The sequence below is a fragment of the Bradyrhizobium shewense genome, from assembly GCF_900094605.1.
Classification (GTDB): domain Bacteria; phylum Pseudomonadota; class Alphaproteobacteria; order Rhizobiales; family Xanthobacteraceae; genus Bradyrhizobium; species Bradyrhizobium shewense.
In genome coordinates this window covers 39,005-57,517 of the sequence record NZ_FMAI01000030.1, presented here as the reverse complement: position 1 = coordinate 57,517, position 18,513 = coordinate 39,005, and the positions used below count along the sequence as shown (strand labels likewise).

General features: G+C 58.7%; 20 protein-coding genes. 6 read left to right on the top strand and 14 right to left on the bottom strand.

Going from position 1 to position 18,513, the window contains the following annotated elements; translation table 11 throughout:
- The 3 genes from GA0061098_RS36285 to GA0061098_RS36275 all read left to right on the top strand — a co-directional run.
- On the top strand, positions 1 to 2,091 hold a 2,091-nt coding region (locus tag GA0061098_RS36285; RefSeq protein WP_165637826.1), incomplete at its 5' end, for a hypothetical protein.
- 11 nt (positions 2,092 to 2,102) lie between these two features.
- Positions 2,103 to 3,923, top strand: coding sequence for a type I secretion system permease/ATPase (locus tag GA0061098_RS36280; protein WP_091966167.1), 1,821 nt, complete (start codon positions 2,103 to 2,105; stop codon positions 3,921 to 3,923).
- Positions 3,924 to 3,941: 18 nt separating this feature from the next.
- Positions 3,942 to 5,306, top strand: a complete 1,365-nt coding sequence (locus GA0061098_RS36275) for an HlyD family type I secretion periplasmic adaptor subunit (protein WP_091966166.1) — start codon at positions 3,942 to 3,944, stop codon at positions 5,304 to 5,306.
- Between the two features lie 516 nt (positions 5,307 to 5,822).
- On the opposite strand, the gene GA0061098_RS47300 is transcribed toward GA0061098_RS36275, so the two are convergent.
- Positions 5,823 to 6,104 (bottom strand): hypothetical protein, encoded by a 282-nt coding sequence (locus GA0061098_RS47300; protein ID WP_165637825.1) that lies wholly within the window; start codon positions 6,102 to 6,104, stop codon positions 5,823 to 5,825.
- A 1,976-nt stretch (positions 6,105 to 8,080) separates the two neighbouring features.
- Positions 8,081 to 8,311, bottom strand: coding sequence for a hypothetical protein (locus GA0061098_RS36250; RefSeq protein ID WP_091966163.1), 231 nt, complete (start codon positions 8,309 to 8,311; stop codon positions 8,081 to 8,083).
- 334 nt (positions 8,312 to 8,645) lie between these two features.
- On the opposite strand from GA0061098_RS36250, the gene GA0061098_RS36240 reads away from it, so the two are divergent.
- Positions 8,646 to 8,990: a response regulator gene (locus GA0061098_RS36240; RefSeq protein ID WP_091966195.1), complete on the top strand. Its 345-nt coding sequence runs from the start codon at positions 8,646 to 8,648 to the stop codon at positions 8,988 to 8,990.
- Here the strand turns inward: GA0061098_RS36240 and GA0061098_RS36235 are convergent.
- The 3 genes from GA0061098_RS36235 to GA0061098_RS36220 form a co-directional block, all read right to left on the bottom strand.
- Positions 8,987 to 9,331 carry a response regulator gene (locus tag GA0061098_RS36235; RefSeq protein WP_091966161.1) on the bottom strand — a complete coding sequence of 115 codons (345 nt, stop codon included), beginning with the start codon at positions 9,329 to 9,331 and terminating at the stop codon, positions 8,987 to 8,989. The two genes, GA0061098_RS36240 and GA0061098_RS36235, sit on opposite strands and share 4 nt — an antisense overlap.
- Positions 9,332 to 9,813: 482 nt before the next feature.
- Entirely contained in the window at positions 9,814 to 10,005 is a 192-nt protein-coding gene (locus tag GA0061098_RS36225) for a CsbD family protein (RefSeq protein WP_091966159.1), read from the bottom strand.
- A gap of 262 nt (positions 10,006 to 10,267) precedes the next feature.
- On the bottom strand, positions 10,268 to 10,528 hold the full coding sequence (locus GA0061098_RS36220; RefSeq protein ID WP_129591022.1) for a hypothetical protein: 261 nt from the start codon (positions 10,526 to 10,528) through the stop codon (positions 10,268 to 10,270).
- 260 nt (positions 10,529 to 10,788) lie between these two features.
- Here GA0061098_RS36220 and GA0061098_RS47295 point away from each other — a divergent pair, with 260 nt between their 5' ends.
- The gene (locus tag GA0061098_RS47295; protein WP_347337552.1) at positions 10,789 to 11,046 is read left to right on the top strand and encodes a response regulator; all 258 of its coding nucleotides are present in this window, start codon (positions 10,789 to 10,791) and stop codon (positions 11,044 to 11,046) included.
- Positions 11,047 to 11,239: 193 nt separating this feature from the next.
- Positions 11,240 to 11,515, top strand: coding sequence for a DUF6894 family protein (locus GA0061098_RS44230; protein WP_129591021.1), 276 nt, complete (start codon positions 11,240 to 11,242; stop codon positions 11,513 to 11,515).
- 1,268 nt (positions 11,516 to 12,783) lie between these two features.
- Here the strand turns inward: GA0061098_RS44230 and GA0061098_RS36190 are convergent.
- From GA0061098_RS36190 to GA0061098_RS36145, 9 genes are all read right to left on the bottom strand, one after another.
- Positions 12,784 to 12,990 (bottom strand): hypothetical protein, encoded by a 207-nt coding sequence (locus tag GA0061098_RS36190; protein WP_091966154.1) that lies wholly within the window; start codon positions 12,988 to 12,990, stop codon positions 12,784 to 12,786.
- A gap of 17 nt (positions 12,991 to 13,007) precedes the next feature.
- The gene (locus GA0061098_RS36185) at positions 13,008 to 13,325 is read right to left on the bottom strand and encodes a PilZ domain-containing protein (RefSeq protein ID WP_091966153.1); all 318 of its coding nucleotides are present in this window, start codon (positions 13,323 to 13,325) and stop codon (positions 13,008 to 13,010) included.
- Positions 13,285 to 13,662 (bottom strand): hypothetical protein, encoded by a 378-nt coding sequence (locus GA0061098_RS36180; RefSeq protein WP_165637824.1) that lies wholly within the window; start codon positions 13,660 to 13,662, stop codon positions 13,285 to 13,287. The genes GA0061098_RS36185 and GA0061098_RS36180 overlap by 41 nt, the downstream gene beginning before the upstream one ends.
- 821 nt (positions 13,663 to 14,483) lie before the next feature.
- Positions 14,484 to 14,720, bottom strand: coding sequence for a hypothetical protein (locus tag GA0061098_RS36170; protein ID WP_091966151.1), 237 nt, complete (start codon positions 14,718 to 14,720; stop codon positions 14,484 to 14,486).
- Between the two features lie 8 nt (positions 14,721 to 14,728).
- On the bottom strand, positions 14,729 to 15,280 hold the full coding sequence (locus GA0061098_RS36165; RefSeq protein ID WP_091966150.1) for a hypothetical protein: 552 nt from the start codon (positions 15,278 to 15,280) through the stop codon (positions 14,729 to 14,731).
- 137 nt (positions 15,281 to 15,417) lie between these two features.
- Positions 15,418 to 15,981 (bottom strand): hypothetical protein, encoded by a 564-nt coding sequence (locus GA0061098_RS36160; protein WP_091966149.1) that lies wholly within the window; start codon positions 15,979 to 15,981, stop codon positions 15,418 to 15,420.
- 6 nt (positions 15,982 to 15,987) lie between these two features.
- Positions 15,988 to 16,278: a hypothetical protein gene (locus GA0061098_RS36155; protein WP_091966148.1), complete on the bottom strand. Its 291-nt coding sequence runs from the start codon at positions 16,276 to 16,278 to the stop codon at positions 15,988 to 15,990.
- 166 nt (positions 16,279 to 16,444) lie between these two features.
- Positions 16,445 to 16,648, bottom strand: coding sequence for a hypothetical protein (locus GA0061098_RS36150; protein ID WP_091966147.1), 204 nt, complete (start codon positions 16,646 to 16,648; stop codon positions 16,445 to 16,447).
- 407 nt (positions 16,649 to 17,055) lie between these two features.
- Entirely contained in the window at positions 17,056 to 18,306 is a 1,251-nt protein-coding gene (locus GA0061098_RS36145; RefSeq protein WP_245323806.1) for a tyrosine-type recombinase/integrase, read from the bottom strand.
- Positions 18,307 to 18,513: the final 207 nt, after the last annotated feature.

The following is an 18,513-nucleotide window of genomic DNA, read 5'->3' as shown; positions in this document are numbered from 1 at the left end:
GCACTCGCGACGGCGACCGAGACCGTCAGCACGCTGCCCAACGACGTGGTTGGCGCGATCTCGCCAGTCTCTGCGGCACTGCCGCCGGCACTCGCCACGGCGACCGACACCGTGAGCATGCTATCCAACGGCGTGGTTGGCGGGATCGCGCCGCTCGAGGCGGCGGTGCCGCCGGCACTCGCCACGGCGACCGACACGGCCAGCGCACTGCCCAACGACGTGGTTGGCGCGATCGCGCCGGTCGAGGCGGTGATGCCGGCACTCGCCACGGTGAACGACACCGCCAGCACGCTACCCAACGAGGTGGTTGGCGCGATTGCGCCCGTCCAGGCGGCGGCGCAGCCGACGCTACCGAGTCTGGCCGACACTGCGGGCACGCTGCCCAACGACGTGGTTGGTACGATTGTGCCAGTTGAGGCGGCTGTGATGCCGGCACTCGCCACGGCGACTGATACCGTGAGCACGCTATCCAACGACGTGGTTGGCGCAATTGCGCCGGTCGAGGCGGCGCAGCCGACGCTCACGACCTTGGCCGACACCGCGGGCACGATGCCCGACGATGTGGTTGGAACAATTGCGCCGGTCGCAGCTGCGGTGCCGGTACTCGCGACGGCTACCGACACAGTGAGCACGGTAAGCAACGAGGTGATTAGCCAGACGACGGGTCCAGACACTCAGTCGATCGCCTTGGCGCAAACGATTGCATCGGACAACACGGGAACCCACACCCTTGATAGTTCAGCACCACCCCTTGAGGTCGCGGAGTCGGCACTGACCACTGCTAACCGTGCGCCTGGGGATGTATCACAGTCCACCGATGTGGCTGGCAATGCTCTTGCGAGTGGCGCGCCGGTCCTTGATTCCACAACAGTTGCCGCCTCGACCGATTCGCCGAGCGAGCTGTCGTATCCGGCCAACACGGCGAGTGTGGCTGGCGACGCCCTGGCGACTGCGACGCCGGTTGCTGACATGACCGTGTCGGTGCTCACCACAACAGCTGCGGCTCTGACCAATCCGCCGAGCGACGTATCACATCCGGCCGACACAGGCAGTGTGGCTGGCGATGCTCTTGCGAGTGCCGCGCCGGTCCTGGACACGAGCGAGCCTGTGCCTAGCACAACAGCTGCCGCTCTGACCGATCCGACCAGCGACGTGTCGCATCCAGCCGACACTGGGAATGTGGCTGGCGATGCTTTGGCAAATGCGGCGCCGGTCCTGGACACGAGCGAGCCGGTGCTCACCACAACAGCTGCCGCGCTGACCGATGCGCCGAACGACGTGTCGCCAGCGGCCGACATGGGCAGCGTGGCCGGCGATGCTTTGGCGAGTGCGGCGCCGGTCGCGGACACGAGCGAGCCGGTGCTTACCACCACAGCTGCCGCTCTGACCGATCCGACCAGCGACGTGTCGCATCCGACCGACACGGGCAGTGTGGCTGACGATGCTTTGGCGAATGCGGCGCCGGTCGCTGACATCAGCCAGCCGGTGCTCGCCACAACGGCTGCGGCTCCGACCGATCCGCCTAGCGGGCTGTCGCACCCGGCCGATACGGGGAGTGTGACTGGCGATGCTTTGGTGAGTGCGGCTCCGGTCGCTGACACGACCGAGCCGGTGCTCACCAGCGCTGGAGACTCGCTCAGCAACCCCGCGACCGAACTGGTAGAGCCGGCCGTGCCGGACACCAGCAGCGCTCAAACTTCTGAGTCGGCCGACGCGCTTGTTGCGCTCGCCACCGCCGCTGACGCACCGATCGAAAGTTTAGGATCCGCGACTGCTGCTCCGCAGAACGTCGCGACGGACACATCGAATGCTACGGCGACGACCGCCGTCGCGGGAGATGTGATCGCTTTGAATGATGCGCCACCGCTTCCGGCAGATTCGCTGTTCAACGGAACCCAGTACACAGACTATGGCGTCACGCTCAGCGGCGACATCGCGCCCCCCCAGACTGCCACGCCTCAGGCGGACGCCGTATCGGCTCAAGACATTTCGGCGCCGGTGGCTGCCGACCAAAATTCCGCGCCGCCGCCTCCCGATATCGTGGATGCTACTCCGATTGATCACGTTGGAACTCATGATGCCATCCTCTAGTGGGGGCAAACATGGCAGCTGTCGAGACACTGGATGATTCGCCGCGCAATCACTCCGGAGCTCAACGTCGCCTCGGACCCGGCGGCGAGGCCCGCGACTATATCGGACCTGTCAACGCGCTAGCCACCTGGCGTTCGGTCGCGCGCACCAACTTAATAGCGGTCGCGGCATTTTCCGTCGTTGTGAATCTGCTGATGCTCACGTTGCCGATCTACCTATTTCAAATATCCGATCGCGTGCTGACGAGCCGTAGTTTCGAGACACTGCTGATGCTCTCGGCTCTCGCGCTGGCATTCATCGGTATCCTCTCGATCGTCGACATTCTGCGTCGGCAGGTGCTGGGCCGTCTCGCGACCAAGATGGAGGCGGTGCTCGGTGGCGCCGTGCTGGCGAGCAGCATCAACAACGCCAGGGCCGGTGAGGGCGGAACCATCCAGGCGATCCGCAGCCTTCACCAGGTACGGGGCTTCATCTCGAGCCCTATCATGCTTTTACTGATGGACGCGCCACTCTCGCCCCTCTACTTCGGAGTCATATTCCTGGTTCACCGAGATCTGGGCTGGATCGCAGTCGTATCCGGTTTGGTCCTCGCACTGATTGCGCTAATCAACCAGAAAGCGACCTCGGAGCGTCTGAGCGAGGCTGGCCTGCATGCCGCCGAGGCCGATGCGGCGGCGGAGTCGCTGGCGCGAAATTCGCAGGTGATCAATGCGATGGGAATGCTGAGCGAAAGCATCCTCCACTGGGGACGCCGGCAGGCACCGGCGCTGACGGTGCAAAGCCAGGCCCTTGACCGGAATTTCTGGATAAGCGGTGCGTCGAAGTTCGTCCGCCTCGTGGCCCAGATCACGATCCTAGGTACCGGTGCCTATCTGGCCCTGCACGCCGAGATCACCGGGGGCATGATGATCGCGGCTTCGATCATTGCCGGCCGCGCCCTGCAGCCGCTCGAGGGTTTGATCGAGGGATGGCGCAGCTGCGTGCAAGCGCGCTCGGCCTATGCACGCGTCAAGCAGGCGGTCGAGTCATTCCAGCGCGAGACGCCCAAGCTGCGCTTGCCGAGACCAAAAGGGCGCCTGAGCGTTGATCGGGTCTTGTATCTGCCGCCCGGCTCCAAGGAGCCGGTGCTTAATGGTGTGTCGCTCGAGCTCGCGCCCGGCGAGGCTTTGGCCATTGTCGGACCGTCCGGCTCTGGCAAGTCGACGCTCGCGCGCATTCTGGTGGGTTGTCTGGTTCCGACCGCCGGCAAGGTCAGGCTGGACGGAACGGAGCTGCGCAACTGGGATCGCCGCCAGTTCGGAGAATATAGCGGTTACCTGCCTCAGGAGGTCGAGCTATTTCCTGGCACCATCAAGCAGAACATCTGCCGCATGCGCGATGACTTGCCGGACGAGAGCATCTATGAGGCTGCGACGTTGTCTGGCATTCACGACATGGTCTGCCAGTTCAAGCAAGGATACGAGACCGTGCTCGACCGCAGTGGCGGGCCGCTCTCGGGAGGACAGAAGCAGCGCATCGCGCTCGCCCGGGCTTTCTTCGGCAATCCGTCCTTCGTCGTGCTCGACGAGCCCAACTCGAATCTCGACGCAGCGGGCGAACAGGCTCTGACCGAAACCCTGCAGCGCGCCAAGAGGCGGGGGGTCACCGCGGTGGTCGTAACCCTGCGCCCGGCGCTCCTGAACAGTGTTGACAAAGTGCTCATACTGCGGGCCGGACGCGCGGAAGCCTTCGGCTCTCCGAGCGAGGTGTTGCATCGCCTGGTTCGGTCGCCCGCCAGAGTCGGCGGAGATGAGCCGGAGCAGCCGCAACGCATCGAATCCTCGGGCGGGTGACCAGCGCGGGAGGACAGCATGAGAGCGGTAAAGGACGACATTGGCGAGTGGTACCGCGGTGTTCCGCTGAGCGCTAAATGGCCCATCTTCACCGGCCTCGCCATCTTGGTTGTTTGGCTCGGGTGTTTCGGCATTTGGGCCGCAGTCGCTCCCCTCAACAGTGCGGTCGTCGCCTCCGGCACGTTCGTTGCTACCGGGCAGAACAAGCTTGTCCAACACTTCGAGGGCGGCATCATCCGCGAGATTGCGGTCAAGGACGGGGATGTCGTCGAGGCCAACCAGGTTCTCGTTCGCATGGACGATACGGCTGCCAACGCCAAGCTGAAACGGCTGGTTCTGAAGAAGTATCGACTGCTCGCCATGAAGGCGCGTCTGGAAGCTGAAATGAGCTCTTCGGACGCAATCGAAACCCCGACCGCATTCAGCGAGAACGCACGTGATCCAGAAACCAAAGCGATTCTTGAGCGGCAACGTGCCGAGCTTCAGGCCCGCCGGGCAAGTCTGGTGACCGACGAAAGCGTACTCGTGAAGCAAATCGCTGGGCTGGAGGAAAGCATCCGCGGATATCAGGCGCAAGTTCAGTCCACCAAAGAGCGAATTTCCTTGTTCGCCGAAGAGCTGAAGGACAAGAATTCGCTTCTTGGCCAGCAGTTGGTCCGCAAGTCAGATGTGCTTGCGTTGCGACGTTCAGAGGCCGGTCTTGGGGGTGAGCTAGGTGAATATCTCGGCCGCATCGCCGATTCGAAGGAGCGGATCGCTCAGGCGAACGAAAGAATAGCGCAGCTCCACACGACGGCGCTTCGGGAGGCGATCAAGGAGTTGCGCGAGACCGAGGCGGAGCTGGACGACGGGGAGGAGCAGATTCGCGCCGCTCAAGATGTGGTCGATCGGGTCAATGTCCGGTCGCCGGTTCGAGGTATCGTGGTGAAAAACAACTTCCATACACCGGGCGGCGTGGTCTCTCCTGGTGCCGTGATCCTTGAGCTCCTACCGATTGGCGACGAGCGCATCATCGAGGCACGTGTCAATCCCAAGGACATTTCGCACGTGAGTGTCGGCCTGGAGGCGCTGGTGCGGCTGTCGGCGCTCAACCAGCGCATCACGCCCATGGTCGGGGCGAGCGTCATCTACGTGTCAGCGGACGCCCTGGCGGAGCAAGTGCAGGGGAAGGCCGAAACCCGTCCCGATGGCGACACGCGTCGGGAATTCTATGTTGTTCGGGTGCGCCTGGACCAGGACGATATTCTCAGGCAAATGCCTGAATTTATCCCGACGCCCGGGATGCCCGCGGACGTTTACATTAAGACCGGAGAGCGTACGTTTTTCGAGTACATCATGAAGCCTGTCCTCGACAGCTTCTCCCGCGCGTTCCGCGAAACCTGAAGCGAGCATTCTGAACCTCAATCCTGAGCACTCGCGTAGTACGGTGAGCTCAAGCCTTTCGGCCTAAGGCTTGCTAAAACGGCGCTACGAGGCACCACGATCGTGACGGGAGTTGCGAAACTGTTCGTTAGCTTTCGTGTGGCCATCTAAAAGCGCGCCGATTACCGCCGATTGCGGCACATTGGAATGGGAATGCCGGCCCCGGCTGTTTACCCCAATCCTGCGACGTGCCCGGCAGTCTGAAGACATGCCCGGCAATCTGAATATGGTGTCTGCTCTGTGGGCAAAGCCTGACAGAGCCGCGCGGGGCAAAAGTGACCCGTGACCCGAATAGCGGCCTGAGAGCATCGGCGCCTGAGGGAGTGGAAAATCGCTCGGGGCGCACCTACCATTCATGGCATGAAACGGCCGGGGAAGAAGTCCGAAAAGCAAGAAGCGGACGACATCATCGAAGCCCTCTCGGCAGGCTGCCATGCAGCAGATGCTCCGGGACGAAATTGCTGAGCTACGTGCCCCTCATAAAGAAGCTGCTGCGAAAACTAAACCTAGACGCTGGCTGGCCCCTGGTTTGTTCCACACTTCGAACCGATATACCCCTTCTGCGTTAAGGTTGGTCGTTAACTGCTCAAGGAGCGCGCTATGAGCCAGCAGCGCCAGCGAGTGAAACAGACCCGCTCCCTTGAAGAACGAATGGCAGAACAGGTAGCCAAGCTCAAAGAGCAGGCCAGTCAATTGCCCGCTGGAGCAGAACGTGAAAGCTTGCTCAGGCGGGCCAGAATTGCCGAAGTAGGCATGCACTCATGCACTTAAGTGATTGGGTTCAGTCCCCCGGCCTGCAGCCGCCGAAATGATACAGTCACTCCGCGCAGCGGCATCGGCCCCGGCGGACCTTCGCTTTCCGCATTGACGTCAATGTCGCAGGAATATCAACTCGGTGCCATGAAGGAAATGCAAGCCCAACTAGACCTGCTCCGCGCGCAGATCGCTGAATGCGAGCGACTTCAGATTGTTACAAAAAATCAGACTAAGCGCGACCTATATGCGAGACTGCTCGTGCGCTATCGGGCCATCGCTACTGAGCTGGAGCATGCGATAGCAAATCTACCGTCGCCTTTCGACACCCTCCTGCGCCGCAAGCCCCAAGAGCCGCTTCCCAAAAAAGGAGGGCTAACACCACGCACAACGGATAAGTCACCTTAGGTTCGCAGGTTGCGTCGGGATTGATCCAGTAGCGGCCGACCTTAAGGACCGCATGGGCGAACTGCCCCCGGTTTTATTGAGGCAACGGCAGAAGAACCGGGAAAGCCTCTAACAAAGAACTAAGGCCGCCCTAGGTGGCCTCCTGCCTGATGCAATTCCAGCCATGGCGGCACGGCCGACAATCGGTTGGCTGTGCTGCGAGAGCAAAAGCGGTCATCATTGTCCCGCGCGGTGCCAGCGCTGGTAATCGCGCGAAACGTGGAGCGCCCTATATTTAATTAAATTTTGCGGGAGGTTCGCGTGCGGACTGTCCTCCTAGTTCTTGGGCTATGGCTACTGATCAACGTTTTGTTTGTTGTGATCACGATGCCCCCTCGCAGGCCACGCTTGCCGCCTCGACCAGCGCGGCCAACGTTGATCGAAGCATTGGATGCAATCAAGCGCTTTCTGAAAATACGACGCCGCTGAAAAGTCAGACGATTGCGCTGTCATTTACCAGTCAAACACCGGACTATCACGCGTCATTTTTATCTGCGAGACTTTCAATCCGACACAAACAATGGCTTGCGAAGAACAAGCCCGAAGGAGGTTCGCAGTGGAGAAGGTGCGACGCTTGCGCGCGATGGGTTCGCTGTGCCGTCAACAGGCCGCGTACAACAGCATGAACAAATGGAAACTCCTCGCGGATGCGGAATGCTGGGAGCACTTGGCTGAGCTTGAGTTGTCATCCCACTTCCAGGAATGCAACGTCGGTAGCTCGACCAGCTCGCTTGCAACACGGTGATGAAAACCGACCCACGGCCAACTGTATTAAACATCGGGGTCGTGCAATGAGTAACCGTAATCGGGCATACAACCGCGTTGTCCTGTGCCTGCGCGCTCAGGCGCTTCTTTTTCAGCTTGCCGAACTTGAGACCCTTCGAGGCCAACCGGCAGACCCGGTGAAGTCAACCATTCACTGAGTGATGGCAGGTCGCCCGCGAGGCCATCGGTAGGGTCTCCCGAGGGCTTGTAGGCAATTCGGGCCTCGCCTTGTGAGCACATCGCGCTCTCGCTCTGGGGGCACGGCCCGCGCCCGGACGGCGGCGCGAGAAAGAGTTCGTTAGCTTTCTTGTGGCTTGCTGGGAGTGTGCCGATTACCGCTGATTACGGCACACGGAATGGGAATGTCGGCCCCGGCTGTTTCTCCCAACCTGCGGCTGGGGCCGTTTTGAACTTTCGCTGCATCGTTCAACCCGGTCCACAACCATGTTTAGAGGCATTGCCATCGCGCTATTTGGAATGGGCATCTTTTCGCAGCTTGATCAGGCACTCTTCTATGGCCGCAATACTGACGCCGCGCTGAGGCTTATGCGGGAGATTGGCCGAGGCTTTGGGCTGTAGGTTTCAGCGCCCCCCTTTCAAGCAGGACCAGACGCGCGGCCCGGATGCCGCGCTCGCGCGCTGGAATACTGAACGTGGGCGTGAAAAGGTCAGTTTGTTAGCATACGCCGCACCTGTCTCGTGCGAGAACGGCGGTCGTGACCCACATTGGCATCCGCGGCTTAGCAGATCGCATGCAACAATTGCGCGGATCAAGAGGTCTTCAGAAAGCCGCCGAACGAAGGTGCCGGGCCTGGGTTTGGCTTAGTCAACCAGTCGCTGATCTGCGCGGCTCTTTCAGCTTGCTGCACTCGCTTCATCAGAAGCTCACGCTCAGTACCGGGTGGCAGTCGCTCTGCCGCTTCTCGAAACTTGGCCGCCTCATCCATGAGGCGTTCCTTGAACGTCTTCGAATGTTTGGTACGACGCCGACGTGCACTCATGGCTCCCCTCCTATACTGCACCGCAACTTGAAGCTTGCGTCGCTTGACACCGGAACGCGCCGGATCAACATAGGTTCCACAATTGGAACGTAGACGAGGGGACCATGGGTTTAGCGGACGGTGTTAGGACGAATTTGGAATTGGTGCTCGACGAGGTGTGCCGCCAGCTTCCTAACGGCGGAGACCACGAGGTTCGCAAGAGGATCGCGGAGCAGCTTTTGGAAGCTGCCCAAACCGGTCAACATTCGCTCGCGGAGCTTCGCGCCGTCGGGCTTCGCTCCTTTGCCGAAGCATTCAAGTGGACGGGTCGAGTGGGATAGCCGATGAGGTGCTTATGGCTTCTGTGCTCTTGGTTGAAGATGAAGCACTTATTCGGATGATGATCGCCGACATGGTAGTCGAGCTTGGTCATAACATTGCCGGGGAAGCTGGTGATCTACAGACTGGCGTGGCGCTCGCCTCAGCAGCTGAGATTGACATAGCTATCTTAGACGTGAGGCTCGGCGCCGATAGCTCGGAGGCAATTGCAGAAGCATTGCGAAGCCGGAACATCCCATTCGTTTTCGCGAGTGGGTATGGTGCGGAGGGGGTTCCAGCCAAATACAAAGATCGCCCAATTCTTCGCAAGCCATTTCAGATCGAAGAACTTGAGCGCTGTCTGCTTTCCCTAAAGCGCTAACAAACCCCCGTCGTTTCTCGCATGACGCGGGCAAGGTCATCTTCGGAAAACGGCTTCCTGATCATAGGAAAACCATCCCGCCTCCGTTCGCGACCCGATAGTTGCAGAACTTTCAGCTTCGGACGAATGCGTATGCCGCGCTCGGCGAGTTCATGTCCATCCATGCCTGGCATGTTGATGTCCGTGATCAAAATGGAAATCTTCTCATTGCCCGCCAACGTGTCCAATGCTTCAGCGCCGCTGCTTGCGCGGACCACGTCGCAACCCAGTTCTTCAAGCATGCTTGCAATCACGTCCAGCACGTCGGCATCGTCATCGACGACCAAAACAGTGTGTTTCATGGCCAATCCTTTGGATGATTAACTTATTATATTTTTGAGAGTTCCGGCCGCCGTGATGGCACTCGACGTTAAACACAACCGCGCAACCTGCCAAATCGCTTCAGGCTCACAAAAGAGCAAAGGATGCCGCCTCAGTTGTCATGAGCTAGATCAACTTCCCAGCCTTGGCGGGCGGACCATCAGGTCATGCCCGCCCCCAGACAAACAGACTGAGGGTAAGGAACCCAAGCTGTCGCGCTTGGAGGAGGCGCGCCGGATCATCGAGGAGTACGCGGCCAGTCTCCGGGAGATCATCAAGCAGCTACGCCGCAAGACGAATTAAGGCCGGCTCAGTTGCGACCTCTGCCTTTCAAGGCTTTAGCTGACCGGGCGCCCGGTCGGGCAATGTCCAGAAGTGACCATGGCAGCACATCCAAGCAGAAAGTCCTGCCGTAAAGAAACGGCCGCCCGGAGACGGCTAGTTCTTGGTCTTAGCATCTTCATTATTTTTTCACGGCGTCAGCAGCGTCTCGCGCCGCATCCTTCACATCTCCAGCGGCGTTGTGGACGGACCCCTTGGCTTTGTCGATCTTGCCTTCGGTTTCCATGTCTTTGTCGCCACTAAGTTTACCGGCACCTTCTTTGATGGTGCCTTTTGCCTTGTCGGCAGCGCCCTTCACGTGTTCGCGGTCCATGATCGTTTCCTTTGCTGTCCGGTGACCAGCCCAACGAAGGTGTTGCCCAGTGGTTCCTCGCACAGCAGCTCCAAGGGGAAGTGGACCGAATTCGCGGGTCAAAGACCGCCGACCTGAAACCCACCGCGCGAACGGGCGTTGAGCCATATGGATGACAAAGAGCTGCAAGCCCGCAGTGAACAGGCTCTGGTGGTCGTGACGTTCAGTACAGCAACACTGATCGCGTGCGTCACCTTGTTAGTTTCTCAATTGTAAGGCCGCCTCAGTTCGCGGCCTTTTCGTTGATCAGTCGCACATAGGTGCCGCTCTCGTGCAGCTCAAGCCAGTTACGCGGGACCGCTTTCTTGATGGCGACGCCGAACTCCGGGCCACTGCCGCCTCGTTGGTACATGAACAGCGCGTTGATCTTCTCGAATATGGATGGACAAGAACCTCCTGCTCGGCCCATTGCTTTGGCTTCGCTGTTTTCATGATGCAGCGCTCGATCCGCACCAGTTAAACCAGCGAGTGCAATTACCGACACTTGGGAAATTTACGGGTGGGCTTCCTGCCTGAGGCCGGCCCTCGCCGTAGAACGGCCATTTCGATGCTTGTCGGCTATAGGAAGCAAACCGGACGTAGGGCTGCGCTTGCCACGACCGCTGCTTGTGACCCATTGCGGAATCCGTCGTTCGGTGAATGCGGTGTCCTGAGAAGTGAGGGACGCCGGTTTGCGGTTGGAATTTTTGTGCACTTTTGCACTTACCTGTCCTGCCGCGATGTCGCGCAGTGAGGATGGGGCCGGTGCAAAACGAAATGCTGCTAGTCCTCATTCTGGAGGACGACGTTCTTATTCAGGATATGGTTCGAGAAGCCCTGTCCGAGGGTGGATTTGAAACGCAGGTTGTCCCCTCAGGAGAGGAAGCGATTCGACTCCTCGAAGCAGACAGCACCAAACACCGTGCTCTATTGACCGATATCAACGTTCGCGGCTCGCTAACGGGCTGGGACGTTGCCAAGCGCGCCAGAGAACTTAATCCAGCCGTACCAGTGATTATATGACCGGGGCAGCAGCAGACGAGTGGCCTTCTCGCGGCGTGCCGAACAGCGTTCTATTGAACAAGCCATTCGCGCCTGCCCAGGTCGTGACGGCCGTGTCTCAGTTGCTCAACCAACTTCCACTTTCGCACTCATAGCGGACCTGAGAGGCGTGCACGGCCCTGAGGGAGCAGACACGAATACAGGAACCGTGACCATGCCTGCGCATTTGCTCGGCATGCCACGGTACTACTTCAACGTTCTAAACGTCGCACCCCACGCCGATTATGAGGGCGAGGAACTGCCAGACGATGAGGCAGCCTGGCGTGAGGCGACCAGCGCGGGCGCGCTTTTAAACGACATCGACGGTAAGTTTCGGCCGGGCCAAGAATGGCGGCTGGAAGTGAAGGACGTGGCAGGCAGGTTGGTGCACACCATCTGCATTAGCTTGAAGTCTGATCCGGCCCCGAGTCTCCTGAGCGTTCCGCGATAGAAGGGACGCAAAAGCAAGCCGCGCTTACCATCGATCAATCAAGAGAAAGACAAGGCAGAAGGCGGGGCGGCGCCCCGTCTAAAGGCTGAGCGCGACGCCACCATGCGCCAGATGATCCCTGAGCACATAAGGGAGCTGCGGCTACTCGCTCGATCACTGCGCAAGAAGCTTTACTAGGGAGCCGCCAAGCCGCTCTGCGGCGCCGCTTCAGCAGGCGCTCTAAATTTGTCTTGCGCATCGACAGAGGGAGCATGCGGAAGTCGTTACCATCTTAGAGCATTGCTATCGCGTTATTTGGAATGGGCATCCTTTCGCAGCTTGATCACGCGCTCTTCTAGGGCCGCAATACTGACGCCGCGCTGAGGCTGATACGGTTGGCCGAGGCTTTGGGCTTGGATAGCCCAGGCGCGCTGGCCCTTAGCTTCTGAAACGCGATTTGAAGCCGAAACGAAAGCCGAATCGCGCTTTAGAAATTAAAATTGGTTCTGCGTCATAATCATAATGACTCCGACGCAAAAATAGAAAATAGGGTGGAAAACGCAAAAAACATTGGGAGGAGTTAGGTGGATACTGCGAGTCGCCTGCGCGCGATGGCATCGTTGTGCCGTCAGACTGCCGCGCATCATCCCGATAGAAGTTGGAAATTGCTCGCCGAAGCTGAGTATTGGGAGCATTTAGCCAACGATGCGGTGCGCGATCACCCGTGCACATCTAGCTTCTCGTTCCCAGCAATGCGAGATGATACGAACATCACGCCATCGGCGCAGGGTGTGGCGGCGTGAGCGCTTTTGGTTGCTCAAGGTCCCCTCGACGGTGACAGCCAGCTCTCACTTTTTGCGAGACGAATTTGTTTCTTTTGGCGGGGGTGCGTTCATGGATAGCGTAGAGCGGTGCTTCGCCGCAGTGACGGCAATCGGTTTCATTGTGACCGTCGTCGGGATGATATTGCTGCAAACGATCTAAGTTCTAGTTCCGCGCGAATTGCAGGCCAGCTCGCCGCGACCGGGCTTTGGGTTGTAGGTCCCCTGCGCCGCGCTCAAGATCGCTCGGGGATTACTTCTTCAACAGCAGTCCCAACGTTCGCGCCATTCGCCTGACCGATCCAGCGTGGCGGCCGAGTTCGGCGGCTATCCGCGATGTGCCAACTTCCTGCCGGGCGAGCCTGACTAATCGTCGGACCTCTTGGTCGGCCCATTGCTTTGGCTTCTGTGTTTTCATCGTGAACGCGACCTGCAAAAGTCGGAGAGGGTTTTCGGTCGATAAACTCGTCACGTCGAGAGAGGAGATATGTAGCTTCGGTCTAAGACGGTCGGTCTCAGCGCGCCATCGAACAGCACCGTCACGCCAGGGGTGCGACTACTGGTTTCGACAATGGTGCCGGTCTTATGGGCGAACTCCGGGAGCTGAACGATCCCCAGCTCGCTCATCTTGAAGCGACTTCCGACAGCAAGCTTGTCAGGCTGCTTAGCGTTCATTTGGTGCCGAACTCGTCTCATTGTGAGCCGACAAGACGTTTCTGTGCACTTGCCTTCGCCGTCGTCTTTGCGGTGACGAATTGGACTCCGACGTGAGACCCATCCACCCAAATCAGCTCGCAGCGCCGAAATGCCAGTCCAGTGGACGACAGAACTAGGAAGAACTCCTGTGCCTTGAGGGGGTCCGTCGAGCCCTCGACCTCAAGCTTGGCACCGCTTGCAGAGGCGTCCACGAGAATGCAGCTTCTTCGCCACGTGCCATCAACACCCATGATGCTCACGATGTGCTTGTGTTCAAATCGAACGCGGTGCGCCTTTCGACTGTTCTGTGCCATCTGCAATCCACGATTTCAATTCAGTTGGTTTAAATAAGCAGGTCGCCTCTCTGCGCGTCTCTGCAATCAGCAGATCGATCCGCGCCGACTGAGCCAGTAGAGTGGTTCTGGTTGTCTCATTCAGTGAGGTCTGTCCGACGATCAACCGGATGCAGCCATTCGCGAGTTCAAGAATGAAGATCGCCTGACGAGCGTCATCTATTGTCTGAATTTCGAGAGCTTGAACTCGCGACAACAGAGCGGCGATGTTGGCGAGAATGTCAGGCAGTTTCTGGCGCGAGCGGTACGTCTTAGACTTCGCGTTGTGCGGCTGGCGAAATTTAAGCACCGACGACATCGTCGCAATCTCTATTTGGTTCGGCGGCAGTGCCGAAAGGTCGTAATGAAATACACGTATACGCGAGTACAAAAACGGCCGACCCGAACTAAGCCTTGCCACGACACCATGGCCGCACTGACCGTCCTTAGAATATTTCAAGAGCTTACGCCAAATTGTTTGATAAATGATTACGAGGTTGCGAGCGGCAGGGATCGTAGTGTGGAGGTTGCGTCCCGAACAACATCGAAATTCGGCGAGAATGGCTGTGCAACGCGCAGACCTGGCGGCTAATACGCGCAACACAAGCGATTATGCCGGTTTACTGGTGGCGACGTTGCGGAGATCGCGCCCGAAGGGCCGCAAGCGGTGTTTGAACTAGACCGGTCGCTTCTTCGCGATCGGGCGACTTCGGACGTAATAGCCTTGCGTCTGAACGTTGGACCTAATCTCGTCGCTTACTCTGACAATTCGTTTTCTGCTCTTGCGCCATTTGTTTGATGAGTACGCCGCGGGTATGGCGGCCCCTGTGCTTAGAACGAGCAAGTCCCGCTTGCCATTGCGATAGACATCAAACACTTTCCGCCCCCGCTATTCGAATGAAAGTAAGCTATGAAAAGTATGGTTCGGCCGTCTCGCTTGACGAGCTTAGTATCTTGAATGCTTATTTGGGTGGTAAATCTGCAACGCCCGCGACTTTGCTTCGCCGCGTTCCGCAACTAATGCAAAGCCCCAGACCATCGTCTAACTGAGGCGCGCGCCTTAGCACAGGGAGGTAGAACCTACCGAATTCCGCCACAACTGAATGAGCACGCGGCGCTCGCGAAGCCGCGCGCCTCTCGTCACACCGCGCGAGCCAACAAGCTGCTCAAGACATTGTAGAATGTCTGGAACGTGGGGATCAGCAAGAGCGCAAAGCCAACAGCATAGAAAGAAGCGGCAAGCAGCCTCCAAAGTGGCTTGCTATGATCATAAGCCATGTAGCTTAGAGCAAGGATATCGTTGCGCGTTTCCACATCGAACGACGTGTCTGCCACTTGATCGACCCACCATTCCTCCGTTCTGCGGCTGAAGGCCATGGGCCGCACTAGCTTCCATGGATCAGGGCGCCCGGATTCGTCGTCCTGATATTGGGAATGATCGTCAGAACGGATCCGTTTTTGCGGCACCATTCGCCATACACCTCAAGTAATACTGTTACGAATAGCCTTAGAAAATCGACAGGCTCGCCAAGCCTCCCTAAGGTTCGAGAGGCGGTCAAGGGAAAATGATCATCGTAGATATTCCATTGCCAGAAACAGAAATGGTGGGCCGCATGACGCAGCAAGATACGAAACCTTGGCTTAGTCGCCAATGGAGCCTCGACACTTTGGTAATTTGTCACGGACGGATACTCCTTGATCGATTCAGGGCAGAAAAGAGCAAAGACCGCAGACCCGAAGCCAAGGAAGCTTAGTCCGAAGTATACGAAGTATAATCGCGAGAGCGTAAGGGCGTGCGCTGTGGCCTTTGCTTCCTCTGACCGATCACTCGCAAGATGAAACCAGCGGCGCACCACCTCCGGCGAAATACTCAGTAAGTCCACGACGGCCTGATTGAACAGAATAACTGAGCCCAAAAACGGCACGACGATAGTCAAGCTAAGGAGTCGTGATTGTCCAATCCTGCGAATAGACGACCAAGAAATGTGCGATAGCGGGCGGCTAACACATACCAAAGACGAAGCGGGTTGAGCTTGTTTTTCATGGTGCCGCGAATTTCTCGTTTCCTGACAATTCAGCGGTCGCCTCGCTGAATGATGTGTAGTCTCGCAGATACGGGCTCAAGAAAAGAGCAAGCGATCTGAACTAGGTTGCGTAGCGCTAAAATTGTCACTGGGTCCTGCTCAGTTTGGACCAGCAAGATGGTTTCGGATTCGGTGATCGGTTGCGATGGGATCGAAAATAATTCCACCTCAGTCTTGGCGACGAGGAGATGAAAGTCATAAGACGAGCGGAGAATAGAGGCCGTATGGGAATGGATGATCCGGCTAAGAACTTGATAGAGCGAAAGTGTCTCGCCGGAGTCCACGAAGTAAGGCGGTTGTGGTGGTGCTATGAGCTTACAGGTGGAAACCCTCAATTGTCGTAGTTCCTGCACCGCCTTGGCAGCCTCGGCGAAGTTACGAAGAGACGCGGAGAAGGTGAGCAAATCGCGCTTCGCCAGCAAGTCTGCAACGCTGTCCACGTCGTCCTGAACGTCTCCAGCGTCGCCTAGGTCACGCCTCTTGCTGGAGCAAAATCCATGCAGTCGAACGATATGCTCGATTGCTTGGTCGTACAGGAAGATAACGTCATCCATTTTCTTTCAATCTTTCGGCTTTTCGTACAGATCGATATCGTTGATCGCGTCTTGGATCAGATCGCGGAGCGCGATCAACGTGTCGCGAGCGCGGAGCGCCGAGCGGCCAGCCATGTAGGGGCCTGCTGGCGGCAGGTCTTCTGCTGGCGACGCCGTGATGCTGCTGCCGGTCTGCCCCGTGCTGATTTCAGCGATGCGGCCACCGTTGATGCCAAAATACGCTGCGATATCGTGCTGCCGATCTCCGCGAAGCAGTATGCCTTTAACAATCGCGATCTCACCGTCGTTCAGTGCCATGCGTGTGTCCTTCTGACGAATCGGGAAACACGACGATGCCACAATGCAGGGTAGTGTGGAGCCGGAGGATTACGGAGGCGCCTGTGGATAAGGCGGATGATGCGCCGACCGGCGGCCCGGATCATCGCAATGAGCTGGGCGGACTTCCCGCCGCAAGCCGTCGGGCCTAACGGTCGAAATCTGCCAGCAGCCGGTCGCGATCCTGCCGGTGCAGCCGCTGTGTCGCGCGCATGATGGCAAGGAGCTTCAGAGCATCAGCCGTATTGTGGCCGTCGCGGTCCAGCTCTGCGATCAGAGCCTCTTGCTTCAACACGTGCTTCTCACCAAGAGCGACATGTCGCTCGGCCATCACGAGATGCTGTTGCAGCATAGTGCGGTCTACATGCCTTTGTAGAACGCCGCCGGAACGGCCCGGTTGATCACGTCACAGCGAAAGCAAATCAGGCCCGGCAGTCGCAACCCTACGACCACCGGGCCTGAGCGCCAGCCAATATCATTACGGCATCAAACATCGCCAGTGTCGCTGACACTGAGGGCGCAGGTCTGTCCGCTTCCCGACTTTAGGCGATCCGGGAAAATACGGGGCTTCCCGCGAGGTAGTCACACGTTCAAAAAATCTCTTGGAAACAGTACCGTCCCCAGATCGGGACACAACGGTTAACACAAACTCGCTTCGATATTGATTTTATTGTGTTTTTCGACCCACTCTACTCCCTGCGCAGTGAAATGCCAATACAGCCAGCGCGATATGTGCTGGGCTAACTACTTCTGAGCCCGTCAGGCCAGAAGCTGAGATCGGGCCTGTTCGATGACTTGCGTAGGAACATTCTCGATGATGCGCCGCAGCTCGGCGGCAACACCAACCAACACCGCGCGCTTTTCCTTCATGCGTTTGCTGTGATTGTAGACCTTGCCAGTAACCGTCGGCACGATCTGCTCGGATTTCTTGCTCGCGGCGTGATCAAGGCACTTGGCGATCCACGCGTCGTCGAAGCCGAGATCCCCAGCCAAGGTCGCTGCCGTCCGTCGCAGGTCGTGCGGCGTTAACGGCTTGAGGCCAAGCAGCTCGCATAGGCCGGCGGTCTTGGTCTTATCCTTGTTCTTCTCATGCTTGGTGCCGCGCAGCGCATCGGCCATTGCTTTGCGGTGGATCGGCTGCCCCTTGTACATGGGGCTCTCAAAAACAAGCTGCTGATCATCCGAGGCCAGCGCCTCCTTGATGATCTCGACGGCAAGGTCGGACAGAGGCTGCTGGATCACACGCCGCTTCTTGACCCGCTTGAGCGGCACGTCGAAGCGCGGGTAGTCGCTCTCGAGGTCAAACAACTCGTCCCGATGGGCACCAAGAAGTTCGCGTGAGCGCAACATGGTGACCAACTCGAACTTGAGCGCGAGGCGGGTGCGGCGGTCCCATGGCAAGTCCTCACGATCGAGGCCGTGCCAAAAGATCCTGATCTCTTCCTCGGACAGAACGCGGGTGCGGGGGTGTTCGGGGTCGAGCTTGGGCAGGTTGACGCAGGGGCTGGCCGTCACGTAGTCGCGGCCTGCCTCAGCCGCCCAGTTGAACAGGCCAGAGGCTGCCTTGCGCATATGGCGCGCGTTGCTGACGGATGGACTGCCGAACTTGCCAGCAACGATGTCGTTGGAAAGCGTGGCGATGTCATGCTTGGTCACCTCCATGGCCAGCTTCTTGCCAAGGCGGGGACGGATAAAGCGATTGAGGTGGCTCGCCGTGTTCTCCCAGCTTTCCAACCGGGGCCGCATCTCGCCGTCGGGCTTCTTGACCGGCGTCTTCATCCACACGATGCGCTCGTCGATAATCTCGGTAACGGTCTTGCCGCGCTTTGCTTTCGTGGCCTTCTGATCGCGAAAGGTCTCGGCGAGGGCCTCGCCACCCATGGCCTTGAGGCCGTAGACCTTGCTGCGGGCGTCCTTGACCGTGAAGGTCGCGGGATTGTAGACGCCGAGCCAGCCGGTGCGCTGCTTGCCGGTCTGCCGGTCGGTGAACTTGAAGGAGAAGGTCGCCACGCCCGCCGTGGTGATGCTGACGTACAGACCAGGGCACTTGCGGTCGTAGAACTTGGTCCTCTGGGCGACACGCTTCTCGCAGATGCGGTCGGTCAGGATGACGCTGCTGTTGCGGCCCCGCTTGCCGACGGGGGAGGCGGCAGTGCTAGTATTCATATGGTTTCGGCTCCAAGGCTTGAGACCAAAGGGCCCTGCCGGACTCCCAGT

Bases quoted from the DNA above. Each gene is read 5' to 3' on its own strand.
- GA0061098_RS36150 (WP_091966147.1), bottom strand. From the start codon at position 16,648: ATGCTGCAACAGCATCTCGTGATGGCCGAGCGACATGTCGCTCTTGGT.
- GA0061098_RS36280 (WP_091966167.1), top strand. From the start codon at position 2,103: ATGGCAGCTGTCGAGACACTGGATGATTCGCCGCGCAATCACTCCGGA.
- GA0061098_RS36180 (WP_165637824.1), bottom strand. From the start codon at position 13,662: ATGTCGTCGGTGCTTAAATTTCGCCAGCCGCACAACGCGAAGTCTAAG.
- GA0061098_RS36155 (WP_091966148.1), bottom strand. From the start codon at position 16,278: ATGGCACTGAACGACGGTGAGATCGCGATTGTTAAAGGCATACTGCTT.
- GA0061098_RS44230 (WP_129591021.1), top strand. From the start codon at position 11,240: ATGCCTGCGCATTTGCTCGGCATGCCACGGTACTACTTCAACGTTCTA.
- GA0061098_RS36170 (WP_091966151.1), bottom strand. From the start codon at position 14,720: ATGGCCTTCAGCCGCAGAACGGAGGAATGGTGGGTCGATCAAGTGGCA.
- GA0061098_RS36225 (WP_091966159.1), bottom strand. From the start codon at position 10,005: ATGGACCGCGAACACGTGAAGGGCGCTGCCGACAAGGCAAAAGGCACC.
- GA0061098_RS36250 (WP_091966163.1), bottom strand. From the start codon at position 8,311: ATGAGTGCACGTCGGCGTCGTACCAAACATTCGAAGACGTTCAAGGAA.
- GA0061098_RS36190 (WP_091966154.1), bottom strand. From the start codon at position 12,990: ATGAACGCTAAGCAGCCTGACAAGCTTGCTGTCGGAAGTCGCTTCAAG.
- GA0061098_RS36275 (WP_091966166.1), top strand. From the start codon at position 3,942: ATGAGAGCGGTAAAGGACGACATTGGCGAGTGGTACCGCGGTGTTCCG.
- GA0061098_RS36235 (WP_091966161.1), bottom strand. From the start codon at position 9,331: ATGAAACACACTGTTTTGGTCGTCGATGACGATGCCGACGTGCTGGAC.
- GA0061098_RS36240 (WP_091966195.1), top strand. From the start codon at position 8,646: ATGGCTTCTGTGCTCTTGGTTGAAGATGAAGCACTTATTCGGATGATG.
- GA0061098_RS36185 (WP_091966153.1), bottom strand. From the start codon at position 13,325: ATGGCACAGAACAGTCGAAAGGCGCACCGCGTTCGATTTGAACACAAG.
- GA0061098_RS36160 (WP_091966149.1), bottom strand. From the start codon at position 15,981: ATGGATGACGTTATCTTCCTGTACGACCAAGCAATCGAGCATATCGTT.